Annotated in this window: 28 protein-coding genes and 1 pseudogene; 9 read left to right on the top strand and 20 right to left on the bottom strand. The window is 37.0% G+C overall.

All coding sequences use genetic code 11. The annotated features are described in order from the left end of the window. Positions 1-54 precede the first annotated feature (54 nt). The 3 genes from H1D32_RS11580 to H1D32_RS11570 all read left to right on the top strand — a co-directional run bounded on the left by H1D32_RS11580 (position 55) and on the right by H1D32_RS11570 (position 1,986). Positions 55-705: an MtnX-like HAD-IB family phosphatase gene (locus tag H1D32_RS11580; protein WP_261178448.1), complete on the top strand. Its 651-nt coding sequence runs from the start codon at positions 55-57 to the stop codon at positions 703-705. Next, on the top strand, positions 705-1,757 hold the full coding sequence (locus H1D32_RS11575; RefSeq protein ID WP_261178447.1) for an iron-containing alcohol dehydrogenase family protein: 1,053 nt from the start codon (positions 705-707) through the stop codon (positions 1,755-1,757). Before H1D32_RS11580 ends, H1D32_RS11575 begins: the two co-directional genes overlap by 1 nt. Positions 1,758-1,857: 100 nt before the next feature. After that, positions 1,858-1,986 (top strand): YjcZ family sporulation protein, encoded by a 129-nt coding sequence (locus tag H1D32_RS11570; protein ID WP_261178446.1) that lies wholly within the window; start codon positions 1,858-1,860, stop codon positions 1,984-1,986. Positions 1,987-2,028: 42 nt separating this feature from the next. On the opposite strand, the gene H1D32_RS11565 is transcribed toward H1D32_RS11570, so the two are convergent. The 3 genes from H1D32_RS11565 to H1D32_RS11555 form a co-directional block, all read right to left on the bottom strand. Then, positions 2,029-2,823, bottom strand: coding sequence for an SAM-dependent methyltransferase (locus H1D32_RS11565; RefSeq protein ID WP_261178445.1), 795 nt, complete (start codon positions 2,821-2,823; stop codon positions 2,029-2,031). 17 nt (positions 2,824-2,840) lie between these two features. Continuing rightward, positions 2,841-3,836: a serine hydrolase domain-containing protein gene (locus H1D32_RS11560; protein ID WP_261178444.1), complete on the bottom strand. Its 996-nt coding sequence runs from the start codon at positions 3,834-3,836 to the stop codon at positions 2,841-2,843. 246 nt (positions 3,837-4,082) lie between these two features. Further along, on the bottom strand, positions 4,083-4,874 hold the full coding sequence (locus H1D32_RS11555) for an aldo/keto reductase (RefSeq protein WP_261178627.1): 792 nt from the start codon (positions 4,872-4,874) through the stop codon (positions 4,083-4,085). Between the two features lie 172 nt (positions 4,875-5,046). On the opposite strand from H1D32_RS11555, the gene H1D32_RS11550 reads away from it, so the two are divergent. Continuing rightward, entirely contained in the window at positions 5,047-6,213 is a 1,167-nt protein-coding gene (locus H1D32_RS11550) for a M20 family metallopeptidase (protein WP_261178443.1), read from the top strand. Positions 6,214-6,274: 61 nt separating this feature from the next. Here H1D32_RS11550 and H1D32_RS11545 read toward each other — a convergent pair whose 3' ends face one another. From H1D32_RS11545 to H1D32_RS11525, 5 genes are all read right to left on the bottom strand, one after another. Next, positions 6,275-6,502: a helix-turn-helix domain-containing protein gene (locus H1D32_RS11545; protein ID WP_261178442.1), complete on the bottom strand. Its 228-nt coding sequence runs from the start codon at positions 6,500-6,502 to the stop codon at positions 6,275-6,277. Beyond that, positions 6,499-6,807 carry a helix-turn-helix domain-containing protein gene (locus tag H1D32_RS11540; protein ID WP_261178441.1) on the bottom strand — a complete coding sequence of 103 codons (309 nt, stop codon included), beginning with the start codon at positions 6,805-6,807 and terminating at the stop codon, positions 6,499-6,501. The genes H1D32_RS11545 and H1D32_RS11540 overlap by 4 nt, the downstream gene beginning before the upstream one ends. A 114-nt stretch (positions 6,808-6,921) precedes the next feature. Then, positions 6,922-7,779: an alpha/beta hydrolase gene (locus tag H1D32_RS11535; RefSeq protein WP_261178440.1), complete on the bottom strand. Its 858-nt coding sequence runs from the start codon at positions 7,777-7,779 to the stop codon at positions 6,922-6,924. A 202-nt stretch (positions 7,780-7,981) separates the two neighbouring features. Beyond that, the gene (locus H1D32_RS11530; RefSeq protein WP_261178626.1) at positions 7,982-8,356 is read right to left on the bottom strand and encodes a hypothetical protein; all 375 of its coding nucleotides are present in this window, start codon (positions 8,354-8,356) and stop codon (positions 7,982-7,984) included. After that, entirely contained in the window at positions 8,356-9,543 is a 1,188-nt protein-coding gene (locus tag H1D32_RS11525; protein ID WP_261178439.1) for a ParM/StbA family protein, read from the bottom strand. The genes H1D32_RS11530 and H1D32_RS11525 overlap by 1 nt, the downstream gene beginning before the upstream one ends. 174 nt (positions 9,544-9,717) lie before the next feature. On the opposite strand from H1D32_RS11525, the gene H1D32_RS11520 reads away from it, so the two are divergent. From H1D32_RS11520 to H1D32_RS11510, 3 genes are all read left to right on the top strand, one after another. Next, complete coding sequence (locus H1D32_RS11520; RefSeq protein WP_261178438.1) at positions 9,718-10,512, top strand: CsxC family protein; 795 nt, start codon at positions 9,718-9,720, stop codon at positions 10,510-10,512. Positions 10,513-10,788: 276 nt separating this feature from the next. Next, complete coding sequence (locus H1D32_RS11515; RefSeq protein WP_261178437.1) at positions 10,789-11,577, top strand: CsxC family protein; 789 nt, start codon at positions 10,789-10,791, stop codon at positions 11,575-11,577. Between the two features lie 142 nt (positions 11,578-11,719). Beyond that, positions 11,720-13,249, top strand: coding sequence for a hypothetical protein (locus H1D32_RS11510; RefSeq protein ID WP_261178436.1), 1,530 nt, complete (start codon positions 11,720-11,722; stop codon positions 13,247-13,249). 47 nt (positions 13,250-13,296) lie between these two features. On the opposite strand, the gene H1D32_RS11505 is transcribed toward H1D32_RS11510, so the two are convergent. The 7 genes from H1D32_RS11505 to iadA form a co-directional block, all read right to left on the bottom strand. Then, the gene (locus H1D32_RS11505; RefSeq protein WP_261178435.1) at positions 13,297-14,148 is read right to left on the bottom strand and encodes a CsxC family protein; all 852 of its coding nucleotides are present in this window, start codon (positions 14,146-14,148) and stop codon (positions 13,297-13,299) included. An 804-nt stretch (positions 14,149-14,952) separates the two neighbouring features. Further along, positions 14,953-15,807 carry a nitroreductase family protein gene (locus H1D32_RS11500; RefSeq protein ID WP_261178434.1) on the bottom strand — a complete coding sequence of 285 codons (855 nt, stop codon included), beginning with the start codon at positions 15,805-15,807 and terminating at the stop codon, positions 14,953-14,955. 291 nt (positions 15,808-16,098) lie between these two features. After that, positions 16,099-17,451: a flavin monoamine oxidase family protein gene (locus H1D32_RS11495; RefSeq protein ID WP_261178433.1), complete on the bottom strand. Its 1,353-nt coding sequence runs from the start codon at positions 17,449-17,451 to the stop codon at positions 16,099-16,101. A gap of 97 nt (positions 17,452-17,548) precedes the next feature. Then, on the bottom strand, positions 17,549-18,235 hold the full coding sequence (locus H1D32_RS11490) for a hypothetical protein (RefSeq protein WP_261178431.1): 687 nt from the start codon (positions 18,233-18,235) through the stop codon (positions 17,549-17,551). 77 nt (positions 18,236-18,312) lie between these two features. Further along, a complete protein-coding gene (locus tag H1D32_RS11485; protein WP_261178430.1) occupies positions 18,313-18,510 on the bottom strand; it encodes a YwbE family protein in 198 nt (65 codons plus the stop codon). A gap of 78 nt (positions 18,511-18,588) precedes the next feature. Continuing rightward, positions 18,589-18,888, bottom strand: a complete 300-nt coding sequence (locus H1D32_RS11480) for a hypothetical protein (protein ID WP_261178429.1) — start codon at positions 18,886-18,888, stop codon at positions 18,589-18,591. Positions 18,889-19,142: 254 nt separating this feature from the next. Then, positions 19,143-20,276, bottom strand: a complete 1,134-nt coding sequence (iadA, locus tag H1D32_RS11475; RefSeq protein WP_261178625.1) for a beta-aspartyl-peptidase — start codon at positions 20,274-20,276, stop codon at positions 19,143-19,145. A gap of 182 nt (positions 20,277-20,458) precedes the next feature. On the opposite strand from iadA, the gene H1D32_RS11470 reads away from it, so the two are divergent. Both H1D32_RS11470 and H1D32_RS11465 read left to right on the top strand, forming a co-directional pair. Continuing rightward, positions 20,459-20,671, top strand: coding sequence for a methionine aminopeptidase (locus H1D32_RS11470; RefSeq protein WP_261178428.1), 213 nt, complete (start codon positions 20,459-20,461; stop codon positions 20,669-20,671). An 82-nt stretch (positions 20,672-20,753) separates the two neighbouring features. Next, positions 20,754-20,969, top strand: a complete 216-nt coding sequence (locus H1D32_RS11465; protein WP_261178427.1) for a hypothetical protein — start codon at positions 20,754-20,756, stop codon at positions 20,967-20,969. Positions 20,970-21,014: 45 nt separating this feature from the next. On the opposite strand, the pseudogene H1D32_RS11460 reads toward H1D32_RS11465, so the two are convergent. The 5 genes and pseudogenes from H1D32_RS11460 to H1D32_RS11445 form a co-directional block, all read right to left on the bottom strand. Continuing rightward, positions 21,015-22,149, bottom strand: a pseudogene (locus tag H1D32_RS11460) (zinc-dependent alcohol dehydrogenase). Positions 22,150-22,641: 492 nt separating this feature from the next. Then, the gene (locus H1D32_RS24990) at positions 22,642-22,863 is read right to left on the bottom strand and encodes an acyl-CoA dehydrogenase family protein (protein ID WP_314733404.1); all 222 of its coding nucleotides are present in this window, start codon (positions 22,861-22,863) and stop codon (positions 22,642-22,644) included. Next, positions 22,824-23,801 carry an acyl-CoA dehydrogenase family protein gene (locus H1D32_RS11455; RefSeq protein ID WP_314733403.1) on the bottom strand — a complete coding sequence of 326 codons (978 nt, stop codon included), beginning with the start codon at positions 23,799-23,801 and terminating at the stop codon, positions 22,824-22,826. Before H1D32_RS11455 ends, H1D32_RS24990 begins: the two co-directional genes overlap by 40 nt. A gap of 381 nt (positions 23,802-24,182) precedes the next feature. Next, positions 24,183-24,809, bottom strand: a complete 627-nt coding sequence (locus tag H1D32_RS11450) for an HAD family hydrolase (RefSeq protein ID WP_261178426.1) — start codon at positions 24,807-24,809, stop codon at positions 24,183-24,185. 1 nt (position 24,810) lies between these two features. Then, positions 24,811-25,716: an aminoglycoside phosphotransferase family protein gene (locus tag H1D32_RS11445; protein ID WP_261178425.1), complete on the bottom strand. Its 906-nt coding sequence runs from the start codon at positions 25,714-25,716 to the stop codon at positions 24,811-24,813. Between the last annotated feature and the right edge of the window lie 3 nt (positions 25,717-25,719).

Genomic DNA, 25,719 nt, shown 5'->3' with positions numbered 1-25,719 from the left:
CCTTAATGTGGAACAATATAGATTGCAACTTTTTAAAACTAGGGAGCTGAAAAGATGAAGAAATGGGCGTTTGTATCAGATTTTGATGGTACGATTTCGAAACAAGATTTTTATTGGTTAGTTATTGAAAAATATTTTCCTGATGGTCAGGAGTTATTTCATAAGTGGAAACGGGCAGAGCTGTTAGATATTGATTTTCTTAGTAAAGTCTTTAGCTCCATAAACCAGAATGAAGAACAAATTATCGCTGATATTCTTTCCATCCCAATTGATGAGCATGTCCCGAGCTTTATTAAAAAGGTACAAGAAAATAATGGCGATTTTTACGTATTAAGTGCAGGAACGGATTACTATATCCACCATATTTTAAAGAAACACGGCATAGAAAATGTCACAGTCTTTTCAAACGAAGGATTTTTCCGCGAGCAAAATGTTCATATGAACATTGATGAAAACCATCCTCATTATTCAAAACGATACGGAATAGATAAATCAAAAGTTATTTTAGAACTGAAGGACCAGTATACGCACATTTACTTTAGTGGAGATAGCGAGCCCGATAGTCATCCTGCAGCATTTGCGGATATCACTTTTGCGAAAGATGCTCTGCAAGACATTTTAAAAGAAAAGAACATTCCATTTGTCGCAGTAGATACGTTTAAGGAAATCGAGTTGTATTTACTTGAAAAAGGAGTGCTCTCCTAATGATTTCTCCAGTCACAAGTGTACCAATACCTGCTATTTTAGAAATTAATTCTGGAGTTCTAAACAAACTTGGAACTATTCTTAAGAAGCACTACTTTTCAAATGCCGTTATCCTTTTTGATGATTTCACTTATGAAACATTTAAGGATGATATAGAAAAATCTCTGGAAACGATTGAAGTAGATACCATGATGCTGCCATCTAATCTCGATATCCAAGATCTAATAAAAAAAGCATTTGCGATGCCTCGATATGATGTAGTCATTGCTATTGGTGGTGGTTCGATCATCGATTACGGGAAATACATCGCCTACTCAAGGAGAAGTCCTTTCATAAGTATTCCAACTTCTGCATCCAACGATGGCTTTGCTAGCTCTAACTGCTCGATCCACGTTGAAGGTAAAAAAACGACAGTTCCTGCAAAGGTTCCCTTTGGAATTATCGCTGACTTAAATATTATTCAGCACGCTCCAACTCCTCTAATCCTAGCAGGAATCGGCGATTTACTTAGCAATATAACTGCTCTTTACGACTGGGAGTTTGAAGAGAAAAACGGCGCTAGCCATGTGAACGCTTTTGCTCATATGTTAAGTAAAAAAGCAGTCAATAGTTTTATCCGAACACCAATGAACGATATTAAAAATCCGATATTTTTAAAAGAATTAATTAGTTCAGCAACCATGGGAGGTATTGCAACAGCAATTAGTGGCAATAGCTCGCCAATTAGTGGTTCAGAGCATTTGATTTCCCATGCGTTAGATAAAATTTCTACTAAGCCACAGATGCACGGGATTCAAGTCGGTATCGCCACTTATATAATGGCTCATACCCAGGAACATCGAGCCTTACGAATTAAGAAAGTTTTCGAACGAACTGGATTTTTTGATCATGTAAAAGGGCTAGGATTACGAAAAGACGAGTATATAGAGGCTATTAAACTTGCACCAAGCGTAAAACCTAATCGTTATACATTTCTCCACGATGATGCCTATAAAAAGAAAGCCATGGATTTTATTAATGAAGACTTACTGCTTCAAGAAATTTTTCAGTAGGCAGGTGCACCAACTTGGCTGTCTTCGAGATAGCTGCCCACCCGATTTACCATCCCTTACATAGATATATACTGTACCACTCAAAAAAGGGGGGTCTTTCATGTATCACTATGGCGCACCACAACAATTTGCAGGTTACCCAACTGGTCACGGTAAAGGTAGCTCATTTACGTTAATTGTTGTCTTATTCATCCTACTAGTAGTGGTAGGGTCAGCTTATATTAAATAACAAATATACCGCTAGGTTCTCCTAGCGGTTATTTTATGTGCGCTATTTTACTAAAGGTGAACGTCGATCGTTAAGAATATCCTTTCGCCTAGCGACTACTCTTGTAAACGTGAAATACTCCCCATCATCAGCCGCTAATAAGTCAATATCACCATTTCGTTGCCAAAGCCCAGATTGTTTCGCAGTTGTTTCCCACTTCATCCACAAATCCCAGCCATTTGGTAGTGTATCTGCTACCTCGATATCAACGACACCAGATCTTTTCCAAAGCTTTGACCACCAAGCAGGAGAATGAAACGAGTACCACTCGTTATCCCAATGCGGCTTCATTCTTTTAGGAATCTCATCTTCAAATTCCTTTGTTAATCCCGGAACGACGATACCAATTTGACCATTTGGTTTTAAGAGTTCGGAAAACTTAAGTAGATAGGTATCGTCAGTTCCATAATAGTGGTAGGAATCAATACTTACAATTGCATCAAAAAACTCATTCGCATAAGGCAGAGCATGTGCTTCTGCCCGAATCGGAAACACAAGGTCTTCTACACCCGCCTCTTGAATTCGCTTCCAATTTTCTGTAGCACTAATCCAAAGATCATTTGCCCACACCTGAACACCAAACTCTTTTGCTAAGAAAATCGAACTCATCGCCTTGCCACAGCCCATATCTAACACTTTCATTCCTGGTTTCAAATCCATTTTTTCGACTGCAAATTCTGTTAACCAGATTGAATTTGGACCCATTTCATTTTCGATCATCCACTCTGGATCATATTTCGCTGAGCGCGGAAACTGCTCAACGGTTAATGCAGCTCTCAACTGTTCGTTGGTCATCATGTTTATCTCATCTCCCATTAATTAAACTTTTGCCATGGTAAAGCAATCTTTCCAAAATACCTCGCCGCAATTTCTCGACCTAAATCTGTACTGTTAAAATACTTCACACCAAGTTTTGAATATTTTTCTAGTTTGTTAGAAAGAACAATCACGGTTAACCGCTCATCTATGAATTTTTCAAAATGAGAGGTGTATCCAATCGGATGAAATCCTCCATGTGAAATACTTCTTTGTCCAAAATTATGTTTAACAAACCAACCATAGCCATATTTTATGAGCCTTCCCTTATATGAAATGGCTTGCATTTTTTTCAGAGAATCCGCTGTTGCTAAAACCTCTGAACTTAGCAGCTTATCATATAAAAATAAATCCTCGACATTGGATACGATATCTCCTGCGCCTAAAAGTAGCGAAGGCTTACAATCGAATGCGCTTTCCCAATATTGGGCCTTATTGTCCGTCTTCTGTCCATCAAAATAAGTAGTCGTCATTTTAGCTCGAGAAAAGATCTGTTCTGTCACGTAATCTTGAAAGGTTTGTCCTGTAACCTTTTCAATTATTTGCGCTAATAATACATAGTTTGTGTTACTGTATAGCCACTTCTTCCCAGGTGCAAACTTGATCGGCTTAGCTAAGACAAAATCAATAATCTCCTCCGGGGCAAATTCACCCCCTGTTTGCATTTGTTTGTCAAAAAGATAATTAGGAATGCCGGACGTCTGATTTAAGAGGTGGTGGACAGTAATTGCTGCCTCTGGGTAAACCTTAGGAAAAAACTTAATGATACGATCATCTAACCTCAATTTCTCTTGTTCTACCAATTGCATAATCGATAGTGCTGTAAAAGATTTAGTGATAGAACCAATCCCAAAATTCGTTCTTGAAGTATTTTTTTCCCCTTCACGAGCTAATCCAAAGCCTTCTTTAAAGATAACTCTTCCTTCCTTTGCGATGAGAACTGAACCAGTGAAATTTTTGATCGACGATAAGTAGCTCAAAAATATTTCTTCCATAAGACTCACCCTCTTCTTCTATTCTCTCACTAAATTTTAACAGTTACTTCCTCTATTGGCGATATTTTCTTTTAACTTAAGGGTGATAAATGACATGTTGGGTATATATGAATCGGTTCAGCAAATTTGTGAATCGCTTCGAATGCTTTCTGTTTAAGTTAAGTATTTTAGTAATCCAACTCCCCAGTACTAATCCCCACGAAAAAAACGCACACCAATGTGTGCGGCAGACTACTTTACTCTATCTTAAACTCGGTTAAACTCATCCGGGTTCGGTCCTACACGGTGGTTTTCGTTTAAGCCATTAATTAGCGCCATATCTTCAGCACTCAATTCAAAGTCAAAAATGGCAGCGTTTGCTTTAATACGTTCTGGTTTCACGGACTTTGGAATTGTGACTACTTCGTTTTGAAGGTCCCAGCGTAATATAACTTGAGCTACTGACTTCCCATATCTTTGAGCAATTTCTGTGAGTGTTGGCTCATCCAATAATTGCCCCTGCATAAGCGGTGACCACGCTTCAAGTTGAATCTTGTTTTGCTTACAAAAAGCATGAAGCTCTGTTTGTGTTAAGCGAGGGTGATACTCTACTTGGTTCACCATCGGTACAATTTCACATTCCGAAATCAAATCTTTTAAGTGAGAAATTTGAAAATTACTTACACCGATCGCTCGGACCTTCCCCTCTTTGTAAAGCTTTTCAAGTGCTTTCCATGTTTCTTTATATTTCCCTATTGCAGGAAGTGGCCAGTGAATTAAATAAAGATCTAAGTAGTCCAACCCTAGCTTTTTCATACTTTCATCAAAAGCTGCCAGTGTCGTTTCATAACCTTGATCAGAATTCCAAACCTTGGTTGTAATAAACAACTCTTCTCTTGGTACACTTACTTCACGGATTGCTTGCCCTACCCCTTCTTCATTTCCATAAAGCGCAGCCGTGTCAATGCTTCGATACCCAGTTTCAATTGCCGCTTTTACAGAACTTACAACCTCCTCTCCTTCCTTTAACTTAAAGACACCTAGTCCAAACCAAGGCATTTGAATACCGTTATGTAATGTTGTTGTACTTTGTAAATTTTTCAATTACGAACACTCCTCTACAATAGTTTGCAAAAGTATTATATCAAACTGGATACACGAAAAAAATTATTTCGTTCCTCTAAAAATTAAGGTAAAATGGGCAAATAACAACCAATACGGAGGGTTCCGAATGAAAGAGACAATAAACCAACAAATTGAAGAATTACGCGCTAGTTTTTATCAGATAAGCCAATATATTGGAGAAAATCCTGAGTTAGGTCACGAAGAATGGCAAGCTTCTAAAATACTTTCAGAGGAGCTTAGAAAACACGGTTTCCAAGTAAATCTCGGAACTTCAGGTCTACCAACAGCATTTGACGCGTTATTTGATAGCGGCATTCCAGGGCCGTCGATCGGTTTTATGGCTGAATATGATGCGCTTCCGGAAATTGGACATGCATGTGGTCATAACTTAATCGGCACAATGGCTATTGCCGCGGGGATCGGTTTAAGCAAGGTAGTAAAAAGTTGTGGTGGGAAAGTTTATGTTTACGGGACTCCTGCTGAAGAAACTCGCGGTGGGAAAGTAACGATGGCTGACGCTGGAGTTTTTGACCATTTAGATGTTGCCATGATGGTTCACCCTCTGTATCGCCATGAAAAAAGTGGTTCTTCACTTGCCATGGATGCGATTCAATTCGAATTTTTTGGGAAACCAGCACATGCAGCCTCATCACCACATGAAGGAATTAATGCACTAGACGCAGTTATTCAAACATTTAATGGCATCAATGCTTTAAGGCAGCATATTACCCCTGACGCACGAATTCACGGAATTATTACAGAGGGTGGAAAAGCTGCGAATATTGTTCCCGATTATGCAGTCGCGCAATTTTACGTTCGCGCTCAACAACGTAGCTACTTAAATGAGCTACTTGAAAAAGTGAAGAACTGCGCTAAAGCCGCAGCATTGGCTACCGGAGCTAGACTTGAAACTTCTTTTTACGAATTGTCCTATGATGATTTAAATACAAATGAAGCACTTTCTTCATCTTTTACAGAAAATTTAATGATGCTAGGAATTGCGAAAGATGACATTCATCAAAAAGGAAGTGGCGGTTCCCTAGATATGGGGAACGTTAGTCATGTTGTGCCTTCCATTCATCCTTACGTAAAAATTTGTGATCAGCCTTATGTTTGTCATACGAATGAATTTCGAGAAGCTGCCATGAGTGAGCAGGGTTTTGAAGGCCTAATGCTTGGTGCAAAGTGTATGGCTCTTACAGGATATGATGTTATGACAAACCCTGAATTATTAAAACAAATAAAAGCTGAGTTCAAGGCTAAGAAACGCTAGAAAAAAAAGACTGTGCCGGTAAATGTCCACTAGACACTTAAACCAGGCACAGTCTTTTTATTTATTTTTTCGCTTCTGGGATCATCACAGTTGCTAAGGTTCTTCTCCGCCGCTTTCCATCTGGCTCGTTCAACGCATAGTTTTGGATGACCGAGACAAGATCCTGCCTAAAATTATAAAATTCTTTCTCATCTAAAAATAAGTCTACTTGACGAAAACCAAAACCATCTTCACCCATGTTCACATCTGTACCATCCAGATACTGATCTACTCCATGCATTAAGTTCACAAAAACGTCATAAAGTATTTCAAATGATCATCTTTATTCAGTTCAGCAGCTTCTGGTGAAGAAATATTCGCTTTTTCGTTATTTAATGAATAGGTTCGCTCAAACGTTCCTCTTACCTTTCGCTCATCAGTAATGTAAATTACCTGACTATCGGTTAAAACCTTCAGTTGCCGATAAAGGGTTGCCTGTGGAACATCCGGGTTCCATTCCATTAGCTCTTGGACTGTTAAGGGTCTTTTCACTAACGATTGAATAATTTTCATTCTGACTGGATGTAAGATTACATCTGCTTTAGACATTGTCATCAACGTACCTCCAAAAAGTTCTCTACTTATTGTACACTTTTTTTAACCAATCTGTAATTGTTACCATTAATTCTGGGTGTAAAGGAGAGTCACTTTGTGCTTGGTAAGCCTTTTTTATTTTTGAATTGAGACGTCGCCTTCTTGCTTTCGTAAAATATGATTCATTCCTTCAATCACGTGAACTTCTGCTGGTCCATTTACTAAATTCGGCACTTTATAAACATTTTCAATTCTCGTTTGGACATCTTTAGAACCATTAATTGCAAGAACGGGACAGCTAATTTTTCTCATTGCATTATATAAGTCAAAGTTGTGATGCTCACGAAACCATTTCGCTGGCATCTTTACTACGAACTGAACTCTCATCACATCTTTATCACTTTCAAGCATGCGACTAAATATTTTCTGGGCATTTTTTTCCGCTTTTTCTGCCACATTGAGCTTTTTTAATAACCAGCCTTTTAGACCAGTTTCTTGATTAAATTCTTCGTAAAGTAGTTCCCTTTGATATTTTGTTGCCTCTTCAATTGTATCTGCTGCTCCCGCTAGTAAAATTAAGCCTGCGACTGTTGTTTTTTCATTTAGAGCCGTTGCCAGCATCGTTCCTTCGCTATGTCCTAACAAGAAAATTCTTTCTTTGTCAACATTGGGATGATTTCTTAAGTAATCAATACAACTTTCTGCATCACTTACTAAATCCCACATACCCGCCTTATTTAAATCTCCTTCTGTTTCACCAACCCCCCGTTTATCATAACGAAGAGTAATAACACCTGCATTAATTAATTCTTCAGCGATCATTTTGTATAAATTTAATCTAAACTTTCCAATATTCCCGTCACGGTCCCCAGCACCTGTACCAGCAATTATTAACACTGCCGGCGCTTGAGTTTCAGCGGTCTCAGGAAATGAAATTGTAGCCCCAATTGTTACGTTTCCATGAATTTGAATGTTCTCGTCTCTTCTTTTCATAATATTTCCTCCCATCTCCATCAACATTATTATCATTCTCAATAATGATAATAATGCTTTTTAAGCAATTCTGCAATCCCTGGAATATGTAAAAATAAGTAAGGCTTTCACCAATAAGGTGAAAGCCTTACTTAACTCTTTAGTCGTGATAATCCGTGGAGTTTTTTTAGTAAAGCCTGTTATTTAGAGGTTAAGCCATTCGTCACCCACCAAAAGCATCTAGAACATCTTCAACTTCATTCATCTCTAATTGAGATCTTTTGTTAATTCTTTTTGATTGGTTAGTTTTCGGATGAGATGATCCCAAATCTCCCTTTTCAACTAACTTTCTTATTGTAGATAACTCTTGTAAAATGAGCTCATTTTGGCTAGAATTTATTACTTTTGGTTTCATATAATCATGTAGGGCTGAAAAAACGTAGTGATGAAGAGAATTATTTTTCGCATGATACTCAATCTGTTCCTGTATTTTTGCTGATACTTTAAGATTGTTACCTGTTTTTACGTCTATGAAACTGTCAGGGATTGTTATAGCTATTTTATTAGTATAATCTGTATATGTTCTAGACACAGTCATCACCTATTATAAGTAACATATTGACGCGAATTACTTTGTTTCTTTAAGTGATTCATTTTTGCAAGTATTAATAATCCTTGAACATTTAATTTTTCTAAGTTTTCAGGGAACATCAATTCAATTGGCCGACCTTTTTGGTTCCATTTTAACGCTGCTTCTTGAATTTGCTTTTTAGCTAACTTAGCCGCGCCACCAACAGCAATATATTTAACGGACCCTTTAATCTCTGTTGAACTGCTACGGATTTGATCAAACAGTTCAAGATACTTTATGGCCATAGTTTTTAATTGAGGTATGACATACTTACTAATATCCTTTCGAACTCCAGCAAAAGGTTCAACATACCACTCAGAGACATCGGCACACAGCTTTTCCTCTAGCTCGGACCGAGAATCAAATTTGAATAACTCATTTTTACTAACCTTTTTTATTATATGATCAAGAAACAAATTAATCCCGAACGTTTCGCCCTCAATAGAGGCAACTGGTCGATTATTTTTAATGCCTACGAAGTCAACGGAATCGCCGCCGAGATCACCAATGATAACTCCCTTTTTAGAATCCTTTACAAGATCTTCATCTTTTATTTCTAGGGTGTTTAAGTCACGAGTGAGTCCTAAATAGGCACATGCACCTTCTGCACCTACAATAACATCGTTCACTTGAATTTTCACTACTATTTCTTTTGGTTCTTGGATCATTGGGACCTTATGCAGAATAATAGTATGTGTTCCTTTTAACTTCTTTTTTAGTAATTCTTTTTTCTCTTTATACTGTGTCGTTGGTAATGAAACGGCTAACTGATCAATCTCGTAAAAAATGTCCGTCTCATTTGGTGATTGTTGAATTGCGTGAAAGGCTGTAGCCGAAAATAATAGAATAAAAGTACGGTCTTCTTCAACTTTTTGATTATTAAAAGAAGTTAAGCTTACATTTCTTTGTCTAGTGGCTGACTTTCCTGCATAGTAAATCTCACGCTTCGCTGAAATTGCCTCACTTTTAACCTCGACGATTAAGTTTTCCTCTAATTTTACATCTTCCTCATCATAATACTTCTCGTAAAACTCCTCATCAAACAATGCTATCGCATTTGGCAATTCATACTCCGCTAATGACCCATTATCAGCGGCAAGTACCTTATACCAGCTGTTCCCTAAATCGACGGCAAGGAAATTATTATTCTCCATAAACGCCCACCTCCTTTTAAATCTTATGAAAAAGAGTGATACATCTGTGCAAGTACCTAAAATGTTCTTTTGTATTTTTATAAAAATCCACGTTTTGTCTGCTCCATATATCTATTCTTCTAGTACTCACAAAGCATAGGATAAACTGTATCATAAATAAAAGGAGGAAAAAAAATGAAAAATTCCAATTCTAGTTCTACTAATTGTGTAAATATTAGTAAATCCGCAACGGTGGAACAATGTGAAGCTAATTTTCAGGCACCAATTGTAGCACCATCTGCTGCAGCTGATCCCATCCTAAATGTTCCTGTGATATTATCACAAGTTAATGTTTCTAGTAATCTTGTGGCTAATATCCAATTACCAGAACCTGTTCTAGAAATTAAGGACATTAAGAAAAGAGTAGCAATTACTCAATGTCGTTTGATGACTCCAACTGTTTCACCAGGACCAGGTGTAGATCCGTTTGCTACTGGAGACTATCAGTTGTATATTGAAGGGCATGTACGAAAAAATATTCAATATGCCGCACCTGCCCCATATTCTAGTGGCGAATGTGTTTCTTCTACAATGAAATCATTTACAACTGAAATTCCGTTTAAGTGTGTAGCAACAATTGACGCAGCAGATTTTATTAGACCTGTACAGTTACCTTTAACAAATACTCGCTCTGAATTTGACTTCTTTAGAACACAAAATTTAGGCCACGGTTTCCCAGAAAAGGATCAATTTATGTCTAGCGATCTTTCCCAATTCCACCAAGTGAGCACCCAGTTCTATAATAACCTTCCTTATTGTGAACTTGTATCACATAGTATTATTGAGTGGGATGAAGCTACTGACCGTACACCTCTAGAACAAGGTGTTCCATATGGAGAAGGAACATTCCAAAACATGTTAGAAAAAATGTTTTTACAATTTACTGTAAAAATATTACAAGTACAGCATATCCGCGTAGACGCATTATAAAGTTCCTGTAAACCATTATTAAGATAAATATATTTATTAGGTATTATTCAAACAGCAATCATTAGATGATTGCTGTAGGGATAATACCTTTTTTTGTGAATTTTTATGAACTATTGTTAAATAGTCCCTCAAATCTACGTCTGATTTCTATTTAGTAATCTACCCAGGTTTACATAAACTGAAAGAAAAAATTAATAGCTTTGTGAGCTAGCCAAGTCACATAGTTATTTATCACGCATACGATAATTCTATCTTTGAGCCTAAAGGAGGAGCAATATGAACGAGTCACAAAAAAAGAATACCGTAGTACCTGAATGTAAATCTTCAATATTATACTCTGATTGCAAGGACAATCATACGCAAGTAACTTTAGGGAAAATAATTACTAAAGTACCAGTTGTTCTTGCCGAACTAACTGTTCAAGTAAATATGGATGCTAAAATTACTTTTCCAGAGCCTGTTTTAGAAATAAAAGATATAAAGAAGCGGGTTAAACTTACTCAATGTCGGTTATTACTGCCAACAAATAAGCTGTTTATTAAAGGAGTAGTCAGAAAGAACATTCAGTACGCGAGTCCCTCTAGAGATATCGCAGAAAGCAATGCCATTTCTGTTTCCTCTGATTTACATTCCTACACTGTTGATATTCCATTTGAATGTGTAACAGAAATTAAAAAATTCTTAACGAAACCCGTTATGCCTGAAATAAATTCTCGTCAAGAGTTTGATTTCTTTATTGCAAAACCAATTTCTAATGGATACCCGGAAAAGGATGAATACCAATCTAGTGATCTTTCTCAATTCCACCAAGAAAGTACACAATTTTATAATGAACTACCTTATTGCGAACTAATTTCTAGTCATATCATTGAGTGGGATGAGGCAATTGACCGAACACCACTTCCACATGCAGCACCAATTGAAGAAGGATATTTTACAACAATGGTAGAAAAAATGGTCCTTGATTTAACCTTAAAAGTACTTCAAAAACAACAAGTTCGTGTATGTTCCACAACAAATGATGAATACGAATTAGATTGCGATTGTCATTGTGATTGTGATTAATGTATAACGAGTAAGAATTTGTCACTCACCTCAAGTTCCAATTTAGCGAACTGAGGTGAGCTGACATTTCGACTATCATGGTTGAAATAGAAAATATTAAAATGCTTCTATTAAGATTATACATATGAGAGGAGGGAACATTATGAGCCGTAAAAACACTCAACAACCGTATTTACCATTTGACCCTAAAAATAAAAGTACAAAATATCTTCCTACCAGACGAGAAACAGAAATAAACGAAGCAACTGTTGTTATCTTTCCTCCTCCACAAACTTCACCTAAAATCATTCGTCTAGGCTTTACTAAAACTAAAGATGAAAACGAAACAACAAGACTGGTAAAGGAAAGTAATTTTGATGATATTACAACTAAAAAAACAGATAATCTTGTAGAAGAATACACAACAACTCCAGAAAACATAGACGAAAATACGGAACCTACTGAGCAATTAATGAAAGATTTTGAACAACCATTAATTGAAGCTTCCTCAAATGAAGGGCAGACATTCAACGAAAATATCATCGCAGTTATAAGCCATTCTAAAGAAAAACTCGATGAAACCAATGAAAATGAAAAGGAACTTGTAGTTCTCAAGGAAACCAATGAAGACGAACAAGAAGGAACATTTGAAGCTAATGAAGGTAAACGAGAAGGACTTATTGAAGAGATTGAAGTTGAAAAAGAAATAGAAACAGAAATTCCCGATACTGTACTAGTAATTGATGAACCAACTATAAAGAGTGAAGAGGAAAATAAAGAAGGAAAAGAACCACCTATGGAGAATGATCAAAATGAAGAACCTCTTTATCCGTTGGATGAGAAAATCGCAATTGAACATACTGAAGAGTTAGATACTATAGCTACAACCTTTCGTGACACTAAACCACCAAAAAAGGATTTTACTATCAGGTTAAATCGTAAAAAAAAAGATATTTCATCAATTTTTGTCAATCGCACCTATTCACGAAATTGGCTTGAGAAAGAAAACGGAGGTATTCAAGCTTCCAAAATAACGACTAAAAAAGACCAACACAATAAAGGTGTTGATCTTGAGCCTAATAATTTGAATATACCGAGATTTTGCTTAAAAAGAGTTGATCTGGATTGGAAAAATAAAATAAATCTAGAGACTAAAAGGAAACAAAAACCGATCATAAAAGTTCCGATACTACTAGCTAAAGTGAATGTTGACCATATAATAAATCAAAAGCTTCAATTATCACTGCCTACTGAAAAGATCGAAAAAACGTCCATAACAGTAAAGTCCTACAATGGCCACGTAATTCCCCCTGCTAAAACTCTATTTTTAAAGGGAATATATACGATTGACGTTGAGTTTACTAGTACAAGTGGATCATATCATACGAAAAAGTTCTCAATTCCGTGGGAAACTACGGCCAATATACACTGGCTCCAGAAACCAGATACGGAAAAAAGTAAAGAGACTGAATTTATGTTTCAACTAGCCGACGGAACGTTAAGTAATCATTATCAATCTGAAAAGGAGTACACTGAGACTATCAACTGTGAACTTAGTAAAACAAAATCCAGTTGGTATCATGATTTTAACCCTAGTTTCGTAGATAGTCGCTTATCCATTAATGGAAGTGTCTTATTGTCATTTAATCTAGTTCAATTTCAATATATTGATCTTAATTTTGATTTGCATTAAAAAGCATAGATAAGCTCCCTAGACGGGGAACTCACCTATGCTTTTTTCTATTGCATTCTTCCAAAAATTCGGCGTAACTTTTCTAAAGCTGGGTTTTCTGTTGGGGCTCCAGCATTTGCAGCTCCAGCTTCTGTTCCAGGTTCTGCAGCTGCACCTGCGTTACCAAGAGCTGTACTAATCTGCTGTTTTTGTATCAACTTAACTAACAGAAGAACTTCACTTTTCTCTGTAAAACGATTAAATCTGCCCCAGTTATCAAAGTCTTTGTAAATATCATGGCTTTTCACTGATGAAGCTAATAATTTACATTTGATTGGCTCATTGTAAATTTCGAATGTTAATGATCCAGACTCACAACGGTCAGCACCATGACCATCTTTGGCTAATTGTCTTCTCTCTAATACAGAGTTTTTAACACTATATTCAAAACCTTCAATCGGGAAAAATAATGGATTTTCAAGCGTTACAGACTGAACACATTTAAATGGTACATCTGTACTATAGTCACGGACAAAACCACTATTACTATCTACATATTGGATATTTTTGTGGATCACACCAGTGATGAAAAGTTTTACTGTTTCAGTTGGATCGTAAAATGATGGAATTGCTTTACACTGAGTTAATGAGATATTTTTTCTTATATTCTTAATTTCTCTTGCAGGGAAAGGCAAATGAATATCTGCTTCAACATCTACTTGTAACAGTACATCGACAAGAGGAACAGCAGCTTCAACAGCTGTCGGGACATCATTAGCTAAATCTGCTGGATCAATTTCTTCAACTACTTCACAAAAAGAATGTTTAGTCTTCGCCAAGTCACTAGGCATTGGCTCTGGACATTTTTCGTGGCCGCGATCAATTCCGAAGCCATCGTTAGAACAAGTATTTTTCTTCATTAAATTCACTCCTTTTATTTTTTGTCTCAGAAACACTAATTAGCATCAGGCTAGTTTAAGAGTTTCTGTGATTTCTCTATAATTTATGCGAGGATATTTTGATGGCATAGACAAGTGGTGGTAGTTATAAGCACTTTTTTAACTTGGCTTCTCGCTTGTTCTATAAAATCCTATTCCCAATCTTCCATTTATTTTCGTTTCCCACAGCACGTGCAAATAGGCTTCCAAGAATGGTGTTTCTTACAATGGGAGTGTTTATTACATTTATGGTGTATTTTATGTTTTTCTTCATCACAATGGCCCCAATGATCGTGATCACAAACACGGTCGTGTTTCTTTGAATGTTTTCGTTTGAAGCATTCACATTCAATTTTACAGATTAAATCTTTTAAATCAGGACATTTCTTGGTTTTTGGCATCTGAAAAAAAGAACAATTAAAATCAAAATCCCGAGATTTTTTAACTTCACAATCTATAAAGCATTTGCATGATAATGAATGGTGATGTTTTTTTGTAGCCTTTTTACAGTGGTGATGATGATGGTGGAAATCATCTGCAAAATCATGACAACAACAATTACACATCTTTTTCCCTCCTTTATTAAGACATAATATAACTTATTAATTATTTATTTTGTGGTATAGGCATACACCATCGATATTCGCATAACTGAGAAAAATCAGCTTATTGTTTAGTACGACAACCACAAAAAAACCTAGGGATAATTCTCCCTAGGTTTTCATGCACCTGCGTCTACTCATTTACACTCGTTCAGAAAACCTGTAAAAACAGGAAACTCTAGTTCTACTTGTTCGCTACCCAGCTAATGATATACTCCGTATGTTCATTTTGGGGTTTGTGGCCAGGATCTGAGATAGTCCACCTTCCATCTAATTTTGTTTCCTTACAGGCCAACTCAAAATGGCACATCGCAATGCCGATATCAATCAACTGCATATCAAACCCAAGCTTATTATAGTTAGGCGTATGTGCTAAATAAAAGTAAAACTCGTTTTTATCCTCAGAAAATATAATTCGCCATGGCTGCTTATTTGAAGCAGATGGACCGAGCCGAACCATTTCGATTGGAACAGCAAAATCCCCTACATCCTCTTTCGAAACAGGGTTTTCAAAATTGCTTTTAAAAAATAATTCATGCCAGGCTTTTTTATTATCAGCCTTTGTTACATAGCGAAGAGTCTTATCAAATAGTCGTTGTTTTTCCTTCGCATAACCAATCGGCGTGATACAAGGAATAAAATCTGTTTCAGATAAATTTATTTCTTTGGCGAAAGAATTACGGTTAAACGTCCCACCAATCCAACATGTACCAATCCCCAGCTCTGTAGCAAATAAAATAAACTTCTCAAAAATATAGCCAAATTCAACTAAACCCATTTTTGTATTTTCCATAATTCCAACAATGTAGCCTTGGTGATTTTTAATAAAACCATAGGTACCTAATTTAATGCCTTTATCTGAAACATTATTTTGTATTTGGATAACTTCAAATCGAGCTTTTCTCCCTAATGGACCAACTAAGTTTTCAGCTACTTTTAGGTATTCATTCACTTGCTTTAAATGCTCACTAGTCAGTGGCGTTGTTTCAAATGTTCGAACTGACTTTCGTTTCTTTATGATTTCTATCGTAGATCCCATGTTTCCCCCCACTTTCTTACTTAAATTATAATGTGTTTTTATTGAGAAACAAAATTATTTTTGGAAAATAAGCGTTGTTTACGTAGCTTGGCCTCAAGGCCCCGCTGAACTACAAAGGCAGTTTTTGTATTATCTGGTTTATTTGATCTCGAGCCAAAGAATTTCCTAGAGTCAGCCCCATTGAACTTTGCAATCGTCTGGGGCATGCTGGACTCTTCTACGTGCCGAAAACAGCTCATATAAAAAACAACCACCACTGCAAACTCCCAACCGCAAAAGAACGAAACCAATTTATTTTCGGTTTCGTTCTAAATGGCCAATTACTTCTTGGGCAGCTCGTTCTCCTGACTGAACGGCACCCTCCATAAACAAACGCCATTCTGTAGCGGTTTCTGTCCCAGCCCAATGGAGGCAAGCGGTCGGCTCTAATAATGAAGATCCATAATTTGTAATCACCCCTGGTGCAAAATGAACACCATAGCCGCCCCTTGTCCAAGGCTGATTTGACCAATCCTTACTAAATACTTGTAGCGGATTTAGAGCCTCAGGCCCGAAAAATTCCCCTAGTGCTTTTACTACCTCATGTTCTGGTTCTTTACAATGTCTTGCTGATTCACCTGTGATTAGAACCGTTAAGACCCCTCGTCTCCCATCACTCGGAGAACTATCGAGTGTTTCATTAATTGGACCTTGATCAGAATAGATGACTCCATTAAGTCCTTTATCACGCCAAAATGGTTTATCATAAACGATAATCACTTTTGTTACAGATGGTAAGCCAGATCGTTCTAGTAATTGAGCTCTATTCGCTGGCAATGGTGGTTCAAATTGAATTTTCGCTTGCATATTCGGTGGAATTGCGACAATCACACGCTTTGCTTGCCAGATATGATTTTTTCTCGTATATACATGAGCGGAGCCCTTTTCGTAGGTAATTGCTGTTACAGCACTATCATAAACAAGCTTATCGCTGATTTGATCCCCCATCTTCTCAAGAAGTAATCCGATCCCCTCTTTAATCCATAAAGCCTCCGATTTTCGGATATCTTGAACTGAACCTGCTGTTTTGATACACCATAGAACATCTAGGGCTGATACCTCATGTAAAGCTGAACAAATCATTTCTTCAATTAAAAATTTATAAAAGTTGCGTCCACTAGTTGTGTACATATTTGCTTGGACATATTGATCCATTGTCATTTGATCTAATTCTTTAGCTAACGCACTGTTCCAAGGGACCTTTGCATTGATTTGGTTGCTAACTTTATTTAATTTTGCGGTAAATTGAAGGAAATCTATGTAAGCATAAACAGGCAGAGGTGGCTTCCCACTCATTGTCGTTTTTCCCTTTAAACTAAATACTGTTTTTCCTCTCCCATATGTTGAGACCGTTTTAAGCTGAAACTGGGAGAGGAGCTTTTTTATTCGGTAATGGTTCTTTCCAATCCACTGTGCTCCCATATCAATTGTAATATCTTCGGCTGTCTTAAAACTAAAAATTCTCCCTCCTGATCGTTCTCTTGCTTCTAGTACGACAAAGGAAATATTTCGTTTTTGTAATTCCATAGCTGCTGTTAATCCAGCTAGACCAGCACCAACAATTACTACGTCAACTTCATGAATATTAGCCACGAAAATTCCCACTTTCTCTACTATGTACCTTGCTATTATTTGTTAAAACAACTTCATAATTCATTTAAAAAAGAAAAAACTGACCAAAGTTCGGTCAGCTTAAATCATTTTAAATTGTCCATTCATCATGAATGACACCTACTAAGTACCAAGTACCATCTACATTTTCTAATACGAGTCGTAAACTCCGCCAATCCATGCCATCATATTGTGGGTCAAAGCTTGCGAAATGATATTCGACCACGCTCGCCTCTGGATAAACTTCGGCTGTATTATCAAGGGTGTTCCCTTGTCCCAACCTTTCATTCACTGATTTTTGTTCTGCATTTACATAGTCTTGGTCATAAACAAAGCGCTCGAAATACTCTTCAAAAGTCATTTCAATCGGTTCGCCGGTCCCATCAAACGATCCCCAATTATATACTGTTTCATCGTTAAATAGATCTGCTACTTCTTCAGCTGTAAAAACTTTATCATCATTTACTTGAACAAAAGCGTATGGTGAAAAACGTACACCTTTTCTAGGATGAACAAAATCCGAAATCGTTTCCATCTCTTTCTTTTGCAAGGCCATTACGATTTCATCGGCTACTTCTTCTGGGCTAGCTTGTGTTTCTTCCTCCTCATCAACTGGATCTTCTTGTGGTTCTTCTGCCTCTGTTTCACTTGGTTCTTCTTGTACTGGATCTGCTTCTGGGTCTACTTCTAGATTACCATTTGCTCCATCCCCATTGGCACAACCTGCTAGAAATAAAAAAGTGGCTATTACGAGGAATAAAAATCGCTGGAAACTCATTGATCTACCTCCTAAAATTCCTGTTTAACTTATCTATACCACAGTAGTGTACCACTTACTCTGTTATTTATTGGCACCTATTTGCTTAGAATTGTCTTAACCCTTCCAACTTGTCCATCCATAAGACGAACTTTAATTCCATGAGGGTGATTAGCTGATTTTGTTAAAATGTCTTTTACAATGCCCCTTGTTGTCTTCCCTGTTCGTTGATCTTGCTTTAGAACGATTTCAACTTCAATCCCCTGTTGTATGTCGCTACGCACTTGTCCATTCATTTTCTATTCACCTCTTTTTGTTAATCTATTGGCTATTCCCTTAAAAAAACCGCATATACCAAGATAAACTCAAAACCCTTAGCGTTTAAACCGCTGTAACTGGGCTAGCATTTGCTCTTTCGTCAAAATCTCAATTTGCCGCTCACCAAGAAGATCAAAGTGAGGATAGTCAGACCTGTCATCGATATATTTTGCTGGAATTTGATATTTTTGCCCCCAATCAATTAACCTGTCGATATTAGCACAACCAACTTTAGTGACTGTTTTAACCTCGGGAAATCGCGGGTCATACCAATAATGAGTGAGAAAGGCGATTTCTCCTTGTTTAACTTTTTCCTTCCAAGCATTGAGTTCCTCCCGTTTTATACCAAAAGCCATTGCCTCACCTCATTTTATTAAATATAGTTATCTCCAAATTTTTTCTAAACTCGGCTGATTTCGCAAGGTTCGTTCTAAAGTAAATACTAAGATCTCATTACTATATGTAGAGCTCTTTTCTTACTCAATTTATTGGGTGCTATCTTCATCTAATGTATTTTTCCAATTACTTTAGGCGTAAAAGCAACAATCTATTAGAAAAGAGCCTTTAACAAAAACACACGCAAGATCCGACGCTCTTGCGTATGCCAATATTATTCGAAGGTTCCTTTGATAATAACTTCACCATTTTTCACCATCTGTTTTCCTTTTGCAAACACGTGCTTAATTGCTAAACTATCTTTTTCTAGGAGTAGTATATCGGCGTCATTTCCTTGAGTTAAACGACCTTTTTTTGTTAAATGAAGTGCAGTCGCTGTATTTGAGGTTACAACAGGGATAACTTCTTCTAATGTAAAACCTCGCTCAAGAACGGTTGCCACAAATTGCTCATAAAGAGTGTAGGTACTAGCAACTCCGATCCCCATAAGCTTCCCATGTTCATCAAAAACAGGTAAACTGCCGTTGCCATCGGATGAAAAGGTTAATTGCTGTAAATCCCCACCGTTTTCTATGTAATAACCAAACCATTCTCCTGTATCACTTGCTGCTGTCATATCGACAAAAGCCCCTTTTTTGGCAAGGGCAATCGCATCATTCATAAGTTCAGGACTACGAGTAATATGAGTACAGTAGATTTTTGCTGCTGGAATTTCGTACTCTTCCATTATTTGATGCAAGAATTGTAGGCGCTGCTTTCCGGGACCAATATGAAAATGAGTGACACCAGCTTTCCCACTTAACAACCCACCAACTCTTGCTTCTGCTACTAACTTTGCAATTTCATGAACCGAAGGCTGTGCTGATCTTGAGTCTGAAAGAGCAATTTCTCCGGCCCCTATTACTTTATCCACGATAATAAGGTCATCTTTTACGGAACTAGTAATCGTTGGAGTTGGAACGTGATAATTACCAGTATAAATATATGTAGAAATACCTTCTTCTTCTAATCCTCTAGCTTTGGCTAAAAGCGATGTCATATGTCTTGTCGTTCCATCCGTCCCTAAACAACCAACAACTGTCGTAATCCCCGACCGTACAATATCTGAAAGCTGAATTTCTGGAGTTCGGGTTGCAAAGCCACCTTCCCCGCCACCACCGATGAGATGCACATGAGGGTCAATAATCCCTGGCATAATAATGCAACCCTCTGCATTAATTACCTCAATCTCTAAATCCACTTCTAAGATTTTATCACTGACAGCGCCAATTTGTGCTATTTTATTGTCGATTACAAGGACATCCTGTTTTCCTAAATATTCCGGGGCATAGACTTCACCATTTTTAATAGCTTTATCATGTCAAACACATCCTTATTACCTTTGTAGGTGTTCTTACTTTATCCACTATTATACACAATTTTCGAAATAGAAGCAGAACTAAACGATCAAGCCTAGCACTAATTCATAATAAATGAATAAAATACCAATAAATCCACATACTAAAGTTAATAAATCTTGGAGTGGTGAAAATGAAAATAGTTGATGCTTTTTTCGAATGGCAAAAAGCAACTTCGGATAAGAAGTTAGCAAAAATGAAAGAGCAAGGACTTTGCCCAGATTGTCGTGGCAAAGGTTATCACGCAACAGCTGCAAATGCCTATATTTATATGCCTTCGTTTGACTATAAGTGCTATAGTTGCGATGGTACCGGTTCTTATTCTAACTGGGAAAACCCAATATAGTATTCATTTCACACCTAGAATTGTTACTTTTTATACCATACTATGTTATAATTAAAAGATTAAGCGAAAAGGGTGATGATGAATGAGTAAAAGAACTTACGCAACCCAGCTACTAAAGATTGTAAAAAATTCAAAAAAGGCTATATCTTATGAGGATGCTGCTAAAACGTTAAAAACAGATAATCCCCAATTACAAGACACTGACAAAAATACGATGGGCATTAAGAATATTTTAGAGCGTTTTGTTGAGAATGGCACAATGAGTAAAACGAAAACTGGAAACTATAAAAACAAGTAAAAATAGTTAAGGCTGACCAAATACAACTTTGGTCAGCCTTTTTTCTTACGGTTTCAAAATAACTTTAATACAATCATCGGTACGGTTATTAAATTTTTTGTATCCTTCACTTGCCTCTCCAAGTGGTAATGTATGAGTAATTATGGTTGTTGGGTCAATCTCACCTTTTACGATGAGGTCGTATAAATGCGGCATAAAATGTCTTGCCGGCGCTTGACCCATCTTGATATTAATATTTCTTGTAAAAAACGGCCCAAGTGGAAACATGTTATACAAACCTCCATACACACCTGTGATTTGCAAAGTTCCACCTTTTTTTATCGCCTTCGTTGCGATTTGAATTGGACCTAATGTACCGCCTTGAAGCTTTAATTTTTGTTCAATATATTCAAGCGGAGATTTCTTTCCATCCATTCCAACACAATCGATCACTACTTCCGCCCCACCCTTGGTGACTTCCTTAAGTACTTCACCCATATCTTCATGTTCAGTAAAGTCAAAGACCTCGACATTATTTACTCTTTTTGCATGTTCAAGGCGAAAAGGTATATAGTCTATCGCAATAACTCGACTTGCCCCTTTTAGCCAAGCAAATTTTTGAGCAAATAACCCAACTGGACCACATCCTAATACAATAACTGTATCACCTTTTTTGACACCTGCATTAACGACACTCCAATATGCAGTTGGCAAGACATCGGATAAAAATAACAACTTTTCATCTTCCTGCTCACAGTTTTCAGGAATGACAAATGGTGTAAAATTTCCAAAGGGTACACGTAAATATTCAGCTTGTCCACCTGGATAATTTCCGAATTTCTCAGAATAACCGAAATAACCACCGGAATCATAATGTGGATTAGAATTATCACATTGACTTTCTAACTCATGCTCACAGAAAAAACATCTTCCACAGCCTACTGTAAATGGAACGACAACGCGATCACCTTTTTTTACAGCAGTAACACCAGAACCTACCTCTTCTACAATCCCCATCGGCTCATGACCAATGACATATCCTATCGGCAATGGAAAATTCCCTTGATATAAAATGCAAATCTGACCCACAAATTGCAGTAGAGGTAATTTTTACGATGACATCCTCGCTATCCTGTATTTTGGGATCTTCCACTTCCTTAACAGCAACTGAATTTTTCCCTTGGTAAGTAACTGCTTTCATTCTAAATCACCCTTTACCATTGAAATTAATCATTTTATTATTTGGTGATTGATGGTTCTTCATCCTGAAACAGTTTCGTAAAAATTTGTCAATTTTACATTTTTTATTTTATTCATTGGCTGTTTTCGCAAAGTTTGTTACTTTCGTAAAAATCCCAGAAGTAGGATTTTTACACAAAATATCAAAATTTCACTGCTTATTTAGTAAGTATTGCTCTTTTCTTACTCAATTTATTGGGTGATATCTTCATCTGAGAAATTTTTCCAATTATTTTAAGTTAAAAAGCAACAAGTTTTTTTGTGCGACGAGTAACCGCAGGAGCAAGGTTTTAGAAAAGAGCCTTTTCATTAAAAGCCTAGCTTTTACCCATGGGGAAAAGTAGCTATTTTTTGTAATGCTTAAGATAAAAACCAATTAATATTAATACTTCTTTAGGCAAATTAACACTTTATTTTCTTCACCTAATCATTGGTAGAAATACCCTACTGAATTTTACAAAGTCTCTCTTGATTGAATGGCATCATCGGCTAATAAAAGAATGGTAGCATCGTCCATTGGTGGGTTGTGAAGTCCTGCTCGGACATCACGATAATAGCGTTGAAGTGGATTTTTTTCAGATAGGCTACGTGCTCCAGTTACCCGCATCGCAAGGTCCACAATTTTTATGGCATGATTTACCACTGAATGTTTAACTGCCCCAAGTTCCGCTCGCATTTTTGCCGATCCTCTTCGTTACTTTCATCCCACTTTCTGGCTACTGAGTAGAGATAGTGTTGGCTTTGTTGGATATATAACTCCATTTCACCAATTTTTTGTTTCACAAAAGGTAGATCAGCTATGGTCCCTTCAATACTATTTGGTGAGTAACTACTTGCAAAACGGATTGCATATTCTTGTGCAGCCTTAGCAATTCCCAAATAACAGGCGGGGATATGAAGTAACCAACCAGTCGCTTGTTTTTTTCCAGGTGTTATATATTCAACTAAATTCGCATCAGGAATTTCTACATTTGATAAAACCAAATCATGACTTCCTGTTCCGCGCATTGCAATGGAATCCCATGTTTCTTCTATTAATAATCCTTTTCGATCTTTATGTATTAAAAAATTCCCAATCTCATTGCTTCCTTCGATGCTAGCACTAACAACGAAATAATCTAAAACCGGTGACATTGTCGTAAATGTTTTCCTCCCAGTAATTACCCAACCATTTCCTTTGCGAAAAGCAGTCGTTTCAGGCTTCCCACCTCTTGTTGGACTACCGGTACCACTTTCTGAAGCTGCATTGTTAATAAGAACGCCATCCCGAAGAACCTCTTCACAAAAAGTTTGAAACATCCCCGGTTCCCAAGAGCGCTTCTCTCCAAGGTGCTTAACAATTCCCATATGCCAACCGATCGCAAGTGCTGTCGAGCCGTCAGCTCTGGCAATTGTTTCTTGAAGCTGAACAAGCTCTAGTAGAGATATATCCAAGCCACCAAACTGGGCTGGTACAGTAAGGGTATGGTACCCACTCTTTTTTAAATCCTCAATATTCTCGACTGGAAATGTTGCTTCCTGATCATGCTTCGATGCACGTTCTGCAAAAGGACGTACGATATTTTTTAGTAACTCTACACGCTCTATCGAAGTTTTTAACTCACTTAGTATCATCCTGCACTCCTCCTCACCTAGGTTTATACAATATTATAACAATTAGTTGGCTAGATATATAATCTTGAAACCTATTTGAGCAAATAAAAAGGATGACTTATGAAAGCCACCCTGTGAGTCTATATTTAGCTAAGTGAATAGATCCAAAATCCTGTTATAACAGAAGCTAATAAAATAAATCCAATCCCCGATAAAATTAACAGTGATTTAAGGTTTGAATTTGGCTCATTTGTATTTGTATTCATATTTATTCCCCTTCCCCCGTTGCTTTGATAACTTTTTCTACACTTCCCATTAACTCCATTTTATCAATTTTGGGTTCTGTTTTTATCCTGTTTTTAAAGGTATTTTCAACAAAATGATGAATTTTTGTCGGTGGGATTATTCCATACTTTCTAAAACCCTTGGTAATTCTAGAAAATGATTAATGATATAATCATACTCAGTAGCTTTTCCAAATCCATAGCTTGCATAGACAAAAGGAACTCCAGCTACTCTTGCTCCAGTTTGATCTCCCTCTGTATCCCCAACATAAATTGGTTTCTTTAACTGGTTTCTTTCAATAATTAGCTTTATATTTTCGCCTTTTGAAAGACCTGTTCTCCCTGGATGCTCATAATCGATAAAATACTTCTCAAGTTTATGTGCTTGGAAGAAAGCTTCAATATAGTCATTTTGGCAATTGCTAACGATAAACAACTTAAACTTTTCGGATAATACTTGAAGTACTTCCTCTACATTTGGGTACAAAGTGGCTCCATGCTCTGCTAAAAATGGACATTCTAGTTCGTGACACTCTCGCAAGATTTCAGCTTGTTTCTCTATATCTAGCGAAGGATATAGTTTTACACCAATTTCCTTACTTTGAAGTCCCATACACCCCGCTAGTTGTTCTTTCGTAATTTCATTTAAACCTTCGTATTTCTTTATTACTTGATTCCAAATCATTAACACCTGCTCACTTGAATCCCATAACGTTCCATCTAAATCAAAAATGATACTATCCAATTCAGTTCTCCTTTCGATACCACTTCGGTATGATTTGATTAAATTGATCATGATCTGCTAACACCTCTAATGAGTATTCTAATAACACGTCGTACTGTTCCTGACTCATCTTTAGTCCCCATACAAGTGATGAGACAACATGCATAGCACTATAAAGGGCGTATAACTCCCAGAACGAAGTGCTTACCTTCTTGTCTTCATGATACCCATCTACGACACCGTTGGTAAAATCAATGCTTATCCGTTTCGAAAAAAAGCCTAACTTTGTCAAATCGTGAAGAGGATCTCCCCAGTCCATTCTTTGAAAATCAATAATTCCAGAAAATTGATTGTTATGAATTAATAAGTTAGCCGGATGAAAGTCATCATGCTGAAATGATGACGGCCGATTTTTCATGAGGTGTTCATGTTCTTTTATGTAATCTTTGAGCAAGTATTTTAAGCCTATGTCACATGGGACATTTTCTAACTCGTGTAAATAGTTGTCACTCTTCCGCTTTTTTAACGTATACCAATCTTGCATAGTTTTAGGCGCTGCTAGCTGATGTAACTTCTTTAGTTCTCTCCCCGCTTGAAAACCAACTACATATTGCTCTTCTTTTGGTAAGCGTGGCAAGATAGTTTCAGCATCTTCTCCGGGGAGAAATTCAAGGAGCATATAGCAGTTCTCTGTTCCTTCAACACGACCGAAGTCTATCGCCCTTGGAACACACTTTGAATAAGCGGCTAACTGACCAAGGCAGGTAAACTCTTCTGTCCTTCGTGCTTCTTCTCTGTTTGAGAATATTCGTAATAAGTACTGATGATCAACAACATATTTTTTATCAAACGAAAATCCCTTGGTAAGCTCCTCGATGGTTTTAGCATTGCTTAAATAAGGAATTTTCGTCAGAATTTTTTCTATCAAAAA

Origin of the sequence: Anaerobacillus sp. CMMVII, from assembly GCF_025377685.1 — a bacterium.
Taxonomy (GTDB): domain Bacteria; phylum Bacillota; class Bacilli; order Bacillales; family Anaerobacillaceae; genus Anaerobacillus.
The sequence above is the reverse complement of the archived record's forward strand: the minus strand, read 5'-3'. Positions and strand labels throughout refer to the sequence as shown.